The 13,861-nt window shown below is 71.0% G+C and carries 10 protein-coding genes; 5 read left to right on the top strand and 5 right to left on the bottom strand.

Features of this window, described 5'->3' with window-relative positions:
* Window position 1: 1 nt before the first annotated feature.
* The gene (locus tag LMU33_RS19490; protein ID WP_228621764.1) at window positions 2–1,051 is read right to left on the bottom strand and encodes a LacI family DNA-binding transcriptional regulator; all 1,050 of its coding nucleotides are present in this window, start codon (window positions 1,049–1,051) and stop codon (window positions 2–4) included.
* Between the two features lie 222 nt (window positions 1,052–1,273).
* Here LMU33_RS19490 and LMU33_RS19485 point away from each other — a divergent pair, with 222 nt between their 5' ends.
* Genes LMU33_RS19485 through LMU33_RS19475 form a run of 3 tightly spaced genes read left to right on the top strand, consistent with a single transcriptional unit; the run spans window position 1,274 to window position 4,409 of the window.
* A complete protein-coding gene (locus LMU33_RS19485) occupies window positions 1,274–2,425 on the top strand; it encodes a Gfo/Idh/MocA family protein (protein WP_228621763.1) in 1,152 nt (383 codons plus the stop codon).
* Window positions 2,422–3,573: a dihydrodipicolinate synthase family protein gene (locus tag LMU33_RS19480; protein WP_228621762.1), complete on the top strand. Its 1,152-nt coding sequence runs from the start codon at window positions 2,422–2,424 to the stop codon at window positions 3,571–3,573. The genes LMU33_RS19485 and LMU33_RS19480 overlap by 4 nt, the downstream gene beginning before the upstream one ends.
* A complete protein-coding gene (locus tag LMU33_RS19475; RefSeq protein WP_228621761.1) occupies window positions 3,570–4,409 on the top strand; it encodes a sugar phosphate isomerase/epimerase family protein in 840 nt (279 codons plus the stop codon). The genes LMU33_RS19480 and LMU33_RS19475 overlap by 4 nt, the downstream gene beginning before the upstream one ends.
* Before the next feature lie 178 nt (window positions 4,410–4,587).
* Here LMU33_RS19475 and LMU33_RS19470 read toward each other — a convergent pair whose 3' ends face one another.
* Window positions 4,588–5,553, bottom strand: coding sequence for a ribokinase (locus tag LMU33_RS19470; protein WP_228621760.1), 966 nt, complete (start codon window positions 5,551–5,553; stop codon window positions 4,588–4,590).
* Window positions 5,554–5,738: 185 nt separating this feature from the next.
* Between LMU33_RS19470 and recD2 the strand changes: the two genes are divergently transcribed.
* Window positions 5,739–8,009 carry an SF1B family DNA helicase RecD2 gene (recD2, locus tag LMU33_RS19465; RefSeq protein ID WP_228621759.1) on the top strand — a complete coding sequence of 757 codons (2,271 nt, stop codon included), beginning with the start codon at window positions 5,739–5,741 and terminating at the stop codon, window positions 8,007–8,009.
* A gap of 197 nt (window positions 8,010–8,206) precedes the next feature.
* Entirely contained in the window at window positions 8,207–9,496 is a 1,290-nt protein-coding gene (locus tag LMU33_RS19460; protein WP_208900767.1) for a citrate synthase, read from the top strand.
* 679 nt (window positions 9,497–10,175) lie between these two features.
* On the opposite strand, the gene LMU33_RS19455 is transcribed toward LMU33_RS19460, so the two are convergent.
* From LMU33_RS19455 to LMU33_RS19445, 3 genes are all read right to left on the bottom strand, one after another.
* Window positions 10,176–12,428 carry a heavy metal translocating P-type ATPase gene (locus LMU33_RS19455; RefSeq protein WP_228621758.1) on the bottom strand — a complete coding sequence of 751 codons (2,253 nt, stop codon included), beginning with the start codon at window positions 12,426–12,428 and terminating at the stop codon, window positions 10,176–10,178.
* 94 nt (window positions 12,429–12,522) lie between these two features.
* A complete protein-coding gene (locus LMU33_RS19450) occupies window positions 12,523–12,762 on the bottom strand; it encodes a heavy-metal-associated domain-containing protein (protein WP_228621757.1) in 240 nt (79 codons plus the stop codon).
* Window positions 12,763–12,848: 86 nt separating this feature from the next.
* Window positions 12,849–13,802 carry a PrsW family intramembrane metalloprotease gene (locus LMU33_RS19445; protein ID WP_228621756.1) on the bottom strand — a complete coding sequence of 318 codons (954 nt, stop codon included), beginning with the start codon at window positions 13,800–13,802 and terminating at the stop codon, window positions 12,849–12,851.
* Between the last annotated feature and the right edge of the window lie 59 nt (window positions 13,803–13,861).

Genomic DNA, 13,861 nt, shown 5'->3' with positions numbered 1-13,861 from the left:
CTCAAACGCGGGGCACCCCCGAAGACCCCCGCACCATCAACTCCCCCCGGATCACAGCGATGGCGCCCGGCGGCGGCTCCTCCCGCCCCATGGCGATACGCCCGGCCCGCGCCCCGGCCTCCGCGAGCGGCAACCGCACGGTCGTCAGCGCGGGCACCGCGTCCACACTGAACGGCAGATCGTCGAACCCGGCGACCGACACGTCCTCGGGGATCCGCAAGCCCGACTCCCGCAGCGCCGCGCACGCTCCCAGCGCGACGGAGTCGTTCGCGGCGACCACGGCGGTCAGTGAGGGATCACGGCGCAGCAGCTCCAGCGTCGCCTCGTACCCGGACTGCCGGTCGTAAGGGCCGTGCACCGTCCAGCGAGGGTCCTCCTCGACCTGCGCCGCCGCCAGCGCCGCCCGGTGGCCCTCCAGCCGGTGCCGGGTCGTCGTACGCTCCTCGGGGCCTGCGATGTAGCCGAGGCGGCGGTGGCCCAGACCGAGCAGGTGCTCGGTGAGCCGGCGCGCGCCGCCCCGGTTGTCGAAGGTGAGCGCGACGGCACCGGTGTCGGGCGCCGGCGGCCGGCCGCACAGCACCACCCGGGTCCCGGCCTCGGCGAGCTTGCGCAGCTTCGCCGCGACCGCGGCCGCGTGCGGCGCGTCCTCCACGGCTCCGCCGGTCAGCACCACGGCTGCCGCCCGCTGCCGCTGGAGCAGGGTCAGGTACGTCAGCTCACGCTCCGGTGAGCCGCCCGTGTTGCAGACCACCGCGAGCCGCTCACCGCCCGCCCGGCCGCCGCCGACGCCCCCTATCTCGGCCTGGATCGCGCTCGCCATGATTCCGAAGAAGGGGTCGGCGATGTCGTTGACGAGGATGCCGACCAGGTCGGAGGTGGCCGCGGCGAGGGCGCTCGCCGGGCCGTTGAGGACGTAGTCCAGTTCGTCCACCGCCCGCAGCACCCGCTCGCGCGTGGAGGCGGCCACCGGGTAGTTGCCGTTCAGCACGCGCGACACCGTCGCGGGTGAGACCTGGGCGCGGGCCGCAACATCCGCCAGGGTCACCGTCATGTCGTCGTCCTCCGGTCGCGCATCGTGTCGTACGCCCTCGTAGACAGCCAGGTCTCGCTGCTGGTTCCGAGAATCCGTCGAGCAGACCATAAAGCCATGGCCCTCGGTTGTTCGCCCCCTCGAACAACTCGAAGGGGACACGGTCTTGTACGGACCACCGTGCAGAGGCTAGCTTCTCGGGATAGAAAGCGCTTGCTGCCGGTGTTGACAGAGGGGACAGACGTGACACGCAAGACGGTGCGTATCGCCATGAACGGCGTGACCGGGCGCATGGGCTACCGCCAGCACCTCGTCCGGTCGATCCTCGCCCTGCGCGACCAGGGCGGCCTCGGCCTCGACGACGGCACCGTGCTGTGGCCGGAGCCGATCCTGCTCGGCCGCCGCGAGCACGCCCTGCGGGAGATCGCCGACCGCCACGGCCTGGAGCACGTGTCGACGGACGTGGAGGCGGTCCTCGCGGACGACAGCGTCGCCATCTACTTCGACTCCCAGGTCACCTCGGCCCGCGAGGAGGCCGTCAGGAAGGCGATCGCCGCCGGAAAGCACATCTACACCGAGAAGCCGACGGCGACCGGCCTGGACGGCGCCCTCGCACTGGCCCGCCTCGCCCACGCCAAGGGCGTCAAGCACGGCGTGGTCCAGGACAAGATCTTCCTGCCGGGCCTGCTGAAGCTGAAGCGGCTCATCGACGGCGGCTTCTTCGGCCGGATCCTCTCCGTCCGGGGCGAGTTCGGCTACTGGGTGTTCGAGGGCGACTGGCAGCCCGCCCAGCGCCCCTCCTGGAACTACCGCGCCGAGGACGGCGGTGGCATCGTCGTCGACATGTTCCCGCACTGGGAATACGTCCTGCACGAGCTGTTCGGCCGCGTGAAGTCCGTCCAGGCCCTCGCCACCACCCACATCCCGCAGCGCTGGGACGAACAGGGCAAGCCCTACGACGCGACGGCGGACGACGCGGCCTACGGCATCTTCGAGCTGGAGGGCGGCGCGATCGCCCAGATCAACTCCTCGTGGGCCGTGCGCGTCAACCGCGACGAACTGGTCGAGTTCCAGGTCGACGGCACCGAGGGCTCGGCGGTGGCGGGACTCAGGAACTGCCGGGTGCAGCACCGGTCGGCGACCCCCAAGCCGGTCTGGAACCCGGACGTCCCGGCCACCGAGGTCTTCCGCGAGCAGTGGCAGGAAGTCCCGGACAACGGGGACTTCGACAACGGCTTCAAGGCCCAGTGGGAGCTGTTCCTCAGGCACGTCCACGCCGACACCCCGTACCACTGGGACCTGCTCGCCGGCGCCCGCGGCGTCCAACTCGCCGAACTGGGCCTGAAGTCCTCCGCCGAGGGCCGCCGCATCGACGTGCCGGAGATCGCGCTGTGACCATCCGACTTCCTTCGGCGGACCGTTCGTTGCGGACGTACGAACCCCGCACCGAGCCGTTGCGCGTCTCGCCGGGCACCCCCTTCACCTCCCGTACGGTCTTCTCGGCGGCGCACGTCGTGGCCGACCCGTACGCGGAGGTGTCCCCCGACTCGCCCGCCGCCGTCGACTGGGACGCCACCCTCGCCTTCCGCCGCCACCTGTGGTCCCACGGGCTCGGTGTCGCCGAGGCGATGGACACCGCCCAGCGCGGCATGGGCCTGGACTGGGCGGGCGCGGCCGAGCTGATCCGCCGGAGCGCGGCCGAGGCACGGTCGGCGGGCGGCCGGATCGTCTGTGGGGTGGGCACCGACCAGATCACGGGCGGTTCCCTGGCGGAGATCCGCGCGGCCTACGAGGAGCAGCTCGCGGTCGTCGAGGAGTCGGGCGCCCAGCCGATCCTGATGGCCTCGCGCGCGCTGGCCGCCACGGCTCACGGCCCCGAGGACTACCTGGACGTCTACGGCCATCTGCTGCACCAGTCCGCCGAGCCGGTGATCCTGCACTGGCTGGGCCCCATGTTCGACCCGGCGCTGGAGGGCTACTGGGGCTCGGCGGGCCCGGACGCGGCGACGGAGACGTTCCTGGAGGTCATCGCCGCGCACCCGGACAAGGTGGACGGCGTCAAGGTGTCGTTGCTGGACGCGCAGCGGGAGATCGACCTGCGCCGCCGGCTGCCTCGCGGCGTGCGCTGCTACACCGGCGACGACTTCCACTACCCCGAGCTGATCGCGGGCGACGATCAGGGCTTCAGCCACGCCCTGCTCGGCATCTTCGACCCGCTGGGCCCGCTGGCGGCCGAGGCGGTACGGGTCCTGGACACGGGCGACACGGCCGGCTTCCGGAGCCTGCTGGACCCCACGGTGGAACTGTCCCGCCACCTCTTCCGGACCCCGACCCGCTTCTACAAGACGGGCGTGGTCCTCCTGGCCTGGCTCGCGGGCCACCAGTCCCACTTCACGATGGTCGGCGGCCTGCAGTCGGCCCGCTCCCTGCCGCACCTGGCCCGCGCCTACGAACTCGCCGACGGCCTCGGCCTCTTCCCCGACCCCGAGCTCGCCGAGGAACGCATGAAGAACCTGCTGTCGCTGTACGGGGTGACCCCATGACAGATCTCTCGCGCTTCAGCATCAACCAGATGACGGTGAAGCAGCTGTCGTTGCCGGAACTCGCGGACGCGTGCGCCCAGTTGGGTGTCGGCCGGGTGGGCCTGTGGCGGGAGCCGGTCCGGCAGTACGGCGTCGCGGAGACGGCGAAGCTGATCCGGGAGGCGGGCCTGTCGGTGACGACCCTGTGCCGGGGCGGCTTCCTCACGGCGACCGACCCGGCGGAGCGTTCCCGCGCCCTGGACGACAACCGGCGGGCGATCGAGGAGGCGGCGACCCTCGGTACGGACACCCTGGTCCTGGTCTGCGGCGGCCTGCCGCCCGGCAGCAAGGACCTGCGGGCGGCCCGCGAACGCATCGCGGACGCCCTCGCCGAACTCGCGCCGCACGCCGAGGACCACGGTGTCCGCCTGGCCGTCGAGCCCCTGCACCCCATGTACGCCGCCGACCGCTGCGTGGTGTCGACGCTGGCCCAGGCACTGGACCTGGCCGAGCGCTTCCCCGCGCACCAGGTCGGGGTGACGGTGGACACGTACCACGTCTGGTGGGACGACCAGGCCCCGGCGCAGATCGCCCGCGCGGGCGCGGCGGGCCGCATCCACACCTTCCAGCTCGCCGACTGGATCACTCCGCTGCCCGAGGGCGTCCTCAACGGCCGGGGCCAGATCGGCGACGGCGCGATCGACATGCGCGCGTGGCGGGGCCACGTGGAGGCCGCCGGCTACACCGGCCCCATCGAGGTCGAACTCTTCAACGAGGAGCTGTGGGCCCGGGACGGCCGGGAGGTGCTGGCGCAGACGGCTGAGCGGTTCGTGGAACACGTGCTCAAAAAATCTTGAGAACGCGTGCAACCCTCCCCGGGTTCCGAGTGTCGTACCTGTCATCAGAACCCGGGGAGGGGACCCGGGGGGGATTCACGGGGTTCTGGTACGGAGGGGAAAGCCGAGGGGGCGGCCCCGGTCGACGGACCGGGGCCGCCCCCTCGAAGTCGTACGGGCCTCGGAAGACGGCTTCGGACTACGCATCACCTCGCCGCGACTCTCCTGCCCGGCCGGATGCTGCGTCCCCCGGGATGGCACGGCGCAGCGCCTCGGCCTCCTCCGCCGTCGGATACGACTGCTGCGCACCCCGCTTCGTCACGGCCGCGGCCCCGACCAGGGCCGCGTACGCCGCCGCCTCCGGCAGGTCCGCGCCCGTCCCGAGCCTCCAGGCGAGCGCCGCCGTGAACGCGTCCCCGGCACCGGTCGTGTCCACCGGCTCGACCTTCACCGGCGCCACCCGTGTCACGCCGGAGTCGTCACACACCAGCGCCCCCTGCGCGCCCAGTGTCACCACCACCGAGCGCGGACCCTTGGCCAGCAGCAGCCGCGCCCAGTCCGCCGGGTCCTCGCTCACACAGGCCTCGCCGAGGATCACCCGGGCCTCGTGCTCGTTGACGATCAGCGGATCGCAGACCGCGAGCACCTCGGTGGGCAGGGGCCGCGGCGGGGACGGGTTCAGCACGAAGCGGTTGTCCGGGGACAGGTTCCGTACGACCTCCACGACCGTCTCCAGCGGGATCTCCAGCTGCGCCGACACCACCCGCGAGGCGAGGAACAGGCTGACCGCCGCCCGGACGTCCGCCGGGGTGAGCCGGGCGTTGGCGCCGGGCGACACCACGATGCTGTTGTCCCCGGAGGGGTCCACGGTGATCAGCGCCACGCCCGTCGGCGCCCCGCCCACCAGCACGCCGACCGTGTCGACGCCGGCCGCGTGCAGGGAGTCCAGCAGCAGCCGGCCGTGGCCGTCGTCGCCGACCTGGGCCAGCAGGGCCGTACCCGCGCCGAGCCGGGCGGCGGCGACCGCCTGGTTGGCGCCCTTGCCGCCCGGGTGGACGGCCAGGTCGCCGCCGAGCACCGTCTCGCCGGCGGCCGGCCGCCGCTCGACGTCGATCACCAGGTCGGCGTTGGCCGAACCCACGACCAACAGGTCGTAGTCGTACATCAGTTGACCCCCTGATTCCGCTGAGTGCCCTGAGGGACGCCAGGCCGGCTCGTCCTTCCAACTGTGACGGCTGCTTGGCGACCGATGCGTACAGCGTGCCGTTCTCCACCGCCGTCAGCCCGTCCGGGGTACCGTCGAAACGGACCTTCGAGGACGCTGTCACACCCCACCGGTACCGTCGCATCATGGCTCAACAGGCGGGGACCCAGACCGGCGAGCGGCGGCTCGCCGTACTCGAAGGCGTGCTGGAGCGCATCACGTACGCCAATGAGGAGAACGGCTACACGGTCGCCCGGGTCGACACGGGAAGAGGCGCCGGCGACCTCCTCACGGTGGTCGGCGCGCTGCTCGGCGCCCAGGTCGGGGAGTCGCTGCGGATGGAGGGGCGCTGGGGGTCCCATCCCCAGTACGGCAAGCAGTTCCACGTCGAGAACTACACGACGGTCCTGCCCGCCACCGTCCAGGGCATCCGGCGTTACCTCGGGTCGGGGCTGGTCAAGGGGATCGGGCCGGTCTTCGCCGACCGGATCACCCAGCACTTCGGGCTCGACACCCTCCGGATCATCGAGGAGGAGCCCAAGCGGCTCATCGAGGTCCCCGGCCTCGGTCCCAAGCGGACCAAGAAGATCGCCGACGCCTGGGAGGAGCAGAAGGCGATCAAGGAGGTCATGCTCTTCCTCCAGACCGTCGAGGTGTCGACGTCCATCGCCGTGCGGATCTACAAGAAGTACGGGGACGCGTCGATCTCCGTCGTGAAGAACCACCCCTACCGCCTCGCCGCCGACGTCTGGGGCATCGGCTTTCTGACCGCCGACAAGATCGCCCAGTCCGTCGGCATCCCGCACGACAGCCCGGACAGGGTCAAGGCCGGTCTGCAGTACGCCCTGTCCCAGTCGGCCGACCAAGGGCACTGCTTCCTGCCGGAGGAGCGGCTGATCTCCGACGCGGTGAAGCTGCTCGCCGTCGACACCGGGCTTGTCATCGAGTGCCTCGCCGAGCTGGCCGGACCTCCGGAGGACGGCGACGACCCCGGTGTCGTACGGGAGAAGGTGCCCGGCCCGGACGGTGACGACGCCGAACCCGTCACCGCCGTCTACCTCGTCCCCTTCCACCGTGCCGAGATCTCCCTCTCCGCACAGTTGCTGCGTCTTCTGCGTACGGACCAGGACCGGATGCCGGCGTTCCACGACGTCGACTGGGACAAGGCCCTCGGCTGGCTGAAGGGCCGCACCGGCGCCGAGCTCGCCCCCGAGCAGGAAGCCGCCGTCAAGCTCGCGCTCACCGAGAAGGTCGCCGTCCTCACCGGCGGGCCAGGCTGCGGCAAGTCCTTCACCGTCCGCTCGATCGTGGAGCTGGCCCGGGCCAAGCGGGCCAAGGTGCTGCTCGCCGCCCCCACCGGGCGTGCGGCCAAGCGGCTCGCCGAGCTGACCGGCGCCGAGGCCTCCACCGTGCACCGGCTGCTGGAGCTGAAGCCCGGTGGGGATGCCGCCTACGACCGGGATCGGCCGCTCGATGCCGATCTCGTGGTCGTGGACGAGGCCTCCATGCTCGACCTCCTGCTCGCCAACAAGCTGGTCAAGGCCGTGCCCCCGGGCGCCCATCTCCTCTTCGTCGGTGACGTCGACCAGCTGCCCAGCGTCGGCGCGGGCGAGGTGCTGCGCGACCTGCTCGCCGCCGGCGGTCCCGTCCCGGCCGTCCGGCTCACCCGGGTCTTCCGGCAGGCCCAGCAGTCCGGCGTCGTGACCAACGCGCACCGGATCAACGCGGGGCAGCATCCCCTCACCGACGGGATGAAGGACTTCTTCCTGTTCGTCGAGGACGACACCGAGGAGGCCGGGCGGCTCACCGTCGACGTCGCCGCCCGGCGGATCCCGGCCAGGTTCGGGCTCGATCCGCGCCGGGACGTGCAGGTCCTCGCGCCGATGCACCGGGGACCTGCGGGGGCCGGGGTGCTCAACGGGCTGCTCCAGCAGGCCATCACCCCGGGCCGGCCCGATCTGCCCGAGAAGAGGTTCGGCGGCCGGGTCTTCCGTGTCGGCGACAAGGTCACCCAGATTCGCAACAATTACGAGAAAGGGAAGAACGGTGTCTTCAACGGCACCGTGGGTGTCGTCACCTCGCTCGATCCGGTCGACCAGCGGCTCACGGTGCTCACGGACGAGGACGAGGAGGTTCCGTACGAATTCGACGAACTGGACGAACTGGCCCATGCGTACGCGGTGACCATCCACCGTTCACAGGGAAGTGAATATCCCGCTGTGGTGATCCCCGTCACGACCGGGGCATGGATGATGCTCCAGCGGAACCTGCTGTACACGGCGGTGACCCGCGCCAAACAGCTGGTCGTCCTCGTCGGTTCACGCAAGGCGATCGGACAGGCGGTGCGCACGGTGTCGGCCGGACGGCGGTGCACGGCACTCGACTTCAGGCTTGATCAGGGCCATCACGAAAAATGATCGATCAAATGAGTCGTGAAGGTCACAGACACCTTCCAGATGGGGAGACAAGGGGGCAGGATGAACAGGTTGGCGGCACTGAGTGCCGCCAATAGGCCCAATGGTCGACCCCGAGTGCACTCTCCTGAGCCAAATGGGGGATGGTAGAGACAGTCAGGGCACCTCGAAGATGAGGCACTACGTCGGTGAGGGAAGACGTGAGCGACAACTCTGTAGTACTGCGGTACGGCGACGGCGAGTACACCTACCCGGTGGTCGACAGCACCGTCGGCGACAAGGGCTTCGACATCGGGAAGCTCCGCGCCCAGACCGGTCTCGTGACTCTGGACAGCGGGTACGGCAACACGGCCGCCTATAAATCCGCTGTCACCTACCTCGACGGCGAGGCGGGCATCCTCCGCTACCGCGGCTACCCCATCGAGCAGCTGGCCGAGCGCTCCACCTTCCTCGAGGTGGCGTACCTGCTGATCAACGGCGAGCTGCCCACCGTCGACGAGCTCTCGACGTTCAAGAACGACATCACGCGGCACACCCTGCTGCACGAGGACGTCAAGAACTTCTACAAGGGCTTCCCGCGAGACGCCCACCCGATGGCCATGCTGTCCTCGGTCGTCTCGGCGCTGTCCACCTTCTACCAGGACAGCCACAACCCGTTCGACGAGAAGCAGCGCGACCTCTCCACGATCCGGCTGCTCGCGAAGCTGCCGACGATCGCGGCGTACGCGTACAAGAAGTCGATCGGCCACCCGTTCGTCTACCCGCGCAACGACCTCGGCTACGTCGAGAACTTCCTGCGCATGACCTTCTCGGTCCCGGCGCAGGAGTTCGAGCTGGACCCGGTCGTCGTCGCGGCGCTGGACAAGCTGCTGATCCTGCACGCCGACCACGAGCAGAACTGCTCGACCTCGACGGTCCGCCTGGTCGGCTCTTCGCAGGCGAACATGTTCGCGTCGATCTCGGCCGGCATCAGCGCGCTGTGGGGCCCGCTGCACGGCGGTGCCAACCAGTCCGTGCTGGAGATGCTCGAGGGCATCCGCGACTCCGGCTCCGACGTCGACACCTTCATCCGCAAGGTGAAGAACAAGGAGGACGGCGTCCGTCTGATGGGCTTCGGCCACCGGGTCTACAAGAACTTCGACCCCCGCGCCAAGATCATCAAGGCCGCCGCGCACGACGTGCTCTCCGCGCTGGGCAAGGAGGACGAGCTCCTCGACATCGCCCTGAAGCTGGAGGAGCACGCGCTGTCCGACGACTACTTCGTCGAGCGCAAGCTGTACCCGAACGTCGACTTCTACACCGGCCTGATCTACCGGGCCATGGGCTTCCCGACCGAGATGTTCACGGTCCTGTTCGCCCTCGGCCGCCTGCCGGGCTGGATCGCCCAGTGGACCGAGATGATCAAGGAGCCGGGCTCCCGCATCGGCCGCCCGCGCCAGATCTACACGGGCGTGGAGCTCCGCGACTTCGTGCCGGTCGAGGAGCGCTGACGCCTGCCGGCGGGGGCGCCATCCCGCGTGGTGCCCCTTGTTCCGAGGGTATGGGTTCGTTTCTTCCGGGCGCCTGGGGTGCGATGTGCATCCCTGGCGCCTGACGGACTCGCCGTAAAGGAAGTCGTAGCGACAGGCGAAAAGCGGAAGGCGCCCTGAGACGCCGGTCCCCCCACGGGCCGACGACCAGGGCGCCTTCCCATGTCCCGGTGCGGATTCCCCCCACGGGATCCGGCCGGGCGCTCGGAGAGGACAGCGCCTGAACCGCTGTCTTCGAGCAGAACGAGCAAAACTCGTCCTGCTCCAGTGACGCGCTGCGATCTGCCGGGACAACGCACGCAGGGAGGGCCGCTCAAAGCTTCCCGGCGCGCGTGCCCCGGCAACGCACTTCTGGGGAAGTCCCCCAAGACATCCCCAGATGCCAGTCAGCGCCCCCCAAGACGCTGGTCTGACATCGCCAACTTAGACCTTCGAACCCCTTCGATGGTTACGTTCGCATCACTGTGATCTGCGTCTCTTGCATATGTCCCTTAGGTGCGCAAGAGCCCCGATACGGCGATCGGGGTCCAAGCGTAAGGATGATGCGCGAGCCTTGTGAAGAGCTTATGTGAGGCTCGCGCAGGACTCTAGGGGGTCTCTTACTTCGGCTGCGACGAACCGCCGGTAACCCCACGGGACTTCAGCGGAAGCGGCGCAGCCGCAGACTGTTGGTCACCACGAACACCGAGGAGAAGGCCATCGCGGCGCCGGCGATCATCGGGTTGAGCAGCCCGGCGGCGGCCAGGGGCAGCGCGGCCACGTTGTAGCCGAAGGCCCACACCAAGTTGCCCTTGATGGTGGCCAGCGTCCGCCGGGACAGCCGGATCGCGTCGGCGGCCACCCGCAGGTCGCCGCGCACCAGGGTCAGGTCGCCGGCCTCGATCGCCGCGTCCGTTCCGGTGCCCATGGCGAGGCCCAGGTCGGCGGTGGCCAGCGCGGCCGCGTCGTTCACGCCATCGCCGACCATCGCCACGGCCCGTCCCTCGCGCTGCAGCCGCCGTACGACATCCACCTTGTCCTCGGGCAGCACCTCTGCGAACACGTCCCCGGAGTCGATGCCGACGCTCTTCGCGACCGCCTCGGCGACCGTGCGGTTGTCCCCCGTGAGCAGCACCGGCCTCAGGCCCAGCGCGCGCAGTTCGCGTACCGCCTCGGCGCTGGTCTCCTTGATCGCGTCGGCGACGGCGAGGACCCCGCGGGCCCGCCCGTCCCAGCCGGCCACGACCGCCGTACGGCCCTCCTGCTCCGCCTCGCGTGCCGCCCGGGCCAACTCCTTCGGCAGCTCCTCGTACAGGCGCCCCACGGCCACCTCACGGCCGTCCACGCGCCCGCGTACGCCCCGTCCGGGCACGTTCTCGAAGTGCTCCACCGGCGGGAGCGCCCCGGCGCGTTCCTCGGCGCCGGCGGCGATCGCGCGGGCGACGGGGTGCTCGGAGGCGTGCTCCAGGGCGCCGGCGAGCCGCAGCAGCTCCTTCTCGTCCTCGCCGTCGGCGGCGTACACCGCCTGGAGGGTCATCCGGCCGGTGGTGACGGTGCCGGTCTTGTCCAGCACGACCGTGTCGACGCGGCGGGTGGACTCCAGTACCTCGGGGCCCTTGATGAGGATGCCGAGCTGGGCGCCGCGGCCGGTGCCGACCATCAGCGCGGTCGGCGTGGCCAGGCCCAGCGCGCAGGGGCAGGCGATGATCAGGACGGCGACCGCCGCGGTGAACGCGGCGACCGTGTCCCCGGTGACGCCCAGCCAGACGCCGAAGGTGCCGAGCGCGACGAGGATGACGACCGGGACGAAGACCGCCGAGATCCGGTCGGCGAGCCGCTGCACCTCGGCCTTGCCGTTCTGTGCGTCCTCCACCAGCTTCGCCATCCGGGCGAGCTGGGTGTCGGCGCCCACCCGGGCCGCCTCGACGACCAGCCGGCCGCCCGCGTTGACGGTGGCGCCGGTGACCCGGTCGCCCGGGCCGACGTCCACCGGCACCGACTCGCCGGTCAGCATGGCCGCGTCCACCGCGGAGACGCCCTCGACCACCGTGCCGTCGGTGGCGATCTTCTCGCCGGGCCGCACGACGAACCGGTCGCCCACGGCCAGGTCCGCCACCGGAACCCGCACCTCACGGCCGTCCCGCAGTACGGCGACGTCCTTGGCGCCCAGCTCCATCAGCGCCCGCAGGGCCGCGCCCGCGCGCCGCTTGGAGCGGGCCTCCAGATAGCGGCCGAGCAGGATCAGCGCCACCACTCCGGCGGCGACCTCCAGGTAGATCGTGGAGGCGCCGTCCATGCGCGAGACGGTCAGGCGGAACTCGCCGTGCATGCCCGGCATGCCCGCGTCGCCGAAGAACAGCGCCCACAGCGACCAGCCGAACGCGGCCAGCGTGCCGACCGAGACCAGGGTGTCCATGGTGGCCGCGCCGTGCCGGAGGTTGGTCCAGGCGGCCCGGTGGAAGGGGGCGCCGCCCCAGACGACGACCGGCGCGGCGAGCGTCAGGGAGAGCCACTGCCAGTTGTCGAACTGCAGCGAAGGGACCATCGCGAGCAGTACCACGGGCGCCGCGAGCAGTGCGGAGACGAGCAGGCGGTGCCGCAGGGCGCCGAGTTCGGGGTCCTGCTCGGGGGCCCCGGTGGCCGCCTCGGGCTCGGGCTCCGGCGGTGCCGGCTCCTCGGCGGTGTAGCCCGTCTTCTCCACGGTGGCGATCAGGTCGGCGACCTGGACGCCCGCGCCGTACGTGACCTTCGCCTTCTCGGTGGCGAAGTTGACGGTGGCGCTGACGCCCTCCATCCGGTTGAGCTTCCTCTCCACCCGGGCGGCACAGGAGGCGCAGGTCATCCCGCCGATGAGCAGCTCTGCTTCGGAGGTCTGAGCCGTGGTTATGGCTGTCTCTGCGGTGGTGCTGGTCATGTCCGGACTCCAGACATCGGACCGGACCGTACGGAGCCAGTATCAGCTGGTCGGCGCGGCCCGGTCGGAAAAATTGGGGGGAGCGGAGGGGTGATCAGGCCTTGCCGGCCAGCTCGAAGCCGGCCTCGTCCACGGCGGCGCGCACGGCCTCGTCGTCCAGCGGGGCCTCGGAGACCACGGTCACCTCGCCGGTGGACGCGACGGCCTTCACCGAGCTGACGCCCGGGATCCGGGAGATCTCGCCGGAGACGGAGCCCTCGCAGTGGCCGCAGCTCATGCCGGTCACCTTGTAGACGGTGGTGACGGAGCCGGAGGTGTCGGTGTGGGCGGTCATGTCGTTACTCCTCGTCGAGGCGTGTGGGGCCGGTGGGGCCCGCGAGGGAACCCCACGCTCTCCACACTATACCCCTAGGGGGTACCTCACCAAGAAGGGTCCCGGCGCGCCAGCGACCGCAGCCAGCCGACCCCGGCCAGGGCCACCAGCGCCAGTCCGCCGACCGAGAACAGCGTGAACAGGGGTTCCTGTGCGGCGCTCGGCCGGACGAGGTACCCCGGTGCGAACAACTGTCCCTCGGGTGCGGTGCCGGTCAGCCGGGCGACCGACCAGAGCGCGGCGCCGTGCGTGGCGTCCCCCAGCGCGTGCAGCAGGGCCACGCCCAGGCAGGTGCCGGCGACCGGCGCGGAGAGGCGGAAGTACCCGTTCAGGCGACGCCGGGACAGCAGGACGCCGCCGGCGATCGCGGTCCACAGTCCGTGCCCGAAGGGGCCGAGCAGCCCGCGCGGCAGCTCCGCCTGCAGCAGGGTGCGCAGATCGACGCCCTCGGCGGAGACGGCCGCGCTGGAGAGGGCTGCGTTCACGGCGTACCCGGCGCTCTCCAGTGCGGCGAAGCCGCAGCCGACGGCCGCGCCGAGCACCAGTCCGGCGCGCAGCCCGCGGACGGCCGGCTGCCGGCGCAGCACGAACACCAGCGCGGCGAGCTTGGCCGCCTCCTCGATCAGGCCGACGCCGGCGAACGTCCCCGGCGAGGGTTGCAGCAGGTTCGACTCCGTCAGCGAGGCGCCGAGCACGCCGAGTGTCCCGCCGGCCAGGAAGCAGCCGAGGATCGCGCTGACGCCCAGGTCACGGCAGTGCCGTTCGTACGCCCACAGCACGAAGGCGACCGGTACGAGAAAGCTGCCGAGCAGGATCGGCGTCGGCAGCAGCGTGCTGTTCCGCGTCTCGTACGTCACCCATGTGATCAGCACCCACAGGGCGAGCCCCCCGCCCAGACACCGCCGCCACAGGCCCGCGGCGATGCGGGGATACGGCGGTGGCGGCTGCTGTGGGCCGGGGATACGGGCCTTGGGCGTGCCGGGAGGCGGGGAGTGGCTCACGGGGGTCCCCTCGGACAGCGGCTGGGCGAGGCGATCTATCCGCACTCTAGGCAGATGTG

Origin of the sequence: Streptomyces barringtoniae (genome assembly GCF_020819595.1) — a bacterium.
Lineage (GTDB): Bacteria > Actinomycetota > Actinomycetes > Streptomycetales > Streptomycetaceae > Streptomyces > Streptomyces barringtoniae.
The sequence above is the reverse complement of the archived record's forward strand: the minus strand, read 5'-3'. Positions and strand labels throughout refer to the sequence as shown.